Below are 270 nucleotides of genomic sequence, written 5' to 3' on the forward strand. Positions count from 1 at the left end.
CAGGCGATATCAGCATCCAGGTAAAGGATCTTATCTTGTTGATCAATAAAGTAATCTGCAATTACAAAACGGAAATACATGGCAATAGACCAATTTTTGGTCGTCGGTAATGCCTTAAGCCGTTCACAATTTACCAGATGGATCTGGATACAGGTACGATAGCTTTTCGCCAATTGGGCTAAACGCTGGATATCGGCTTCAGGGATATCATCAATAAAAACGTGGAAAACAAAACTCACGTCGTTGTTATGTAACAAAACTGACGTGATT

1 protein-coding gene is annotated in these 270 nt (G+C 39.6%); it reads right to left on the bottom strand.

Annotated elements, in window-relative coordinates:
* Positions 1-270, bottom strand: a 270-nt coding sequence (locus tag SB689_RS23175) for a glycosyltransferase (protein ID WP_410694407.1), incomplete at both ends; no start/stop codon positions are given.

It is taken from the genome of Chryseobacterium sp. SIMBA_038, assembly GCF_046535115.1.
GTDB lineage: Bacteria > Bacteroidota > Bacteroidia > Flavobacteriales > Weeksellaceae > Chryseobacterium.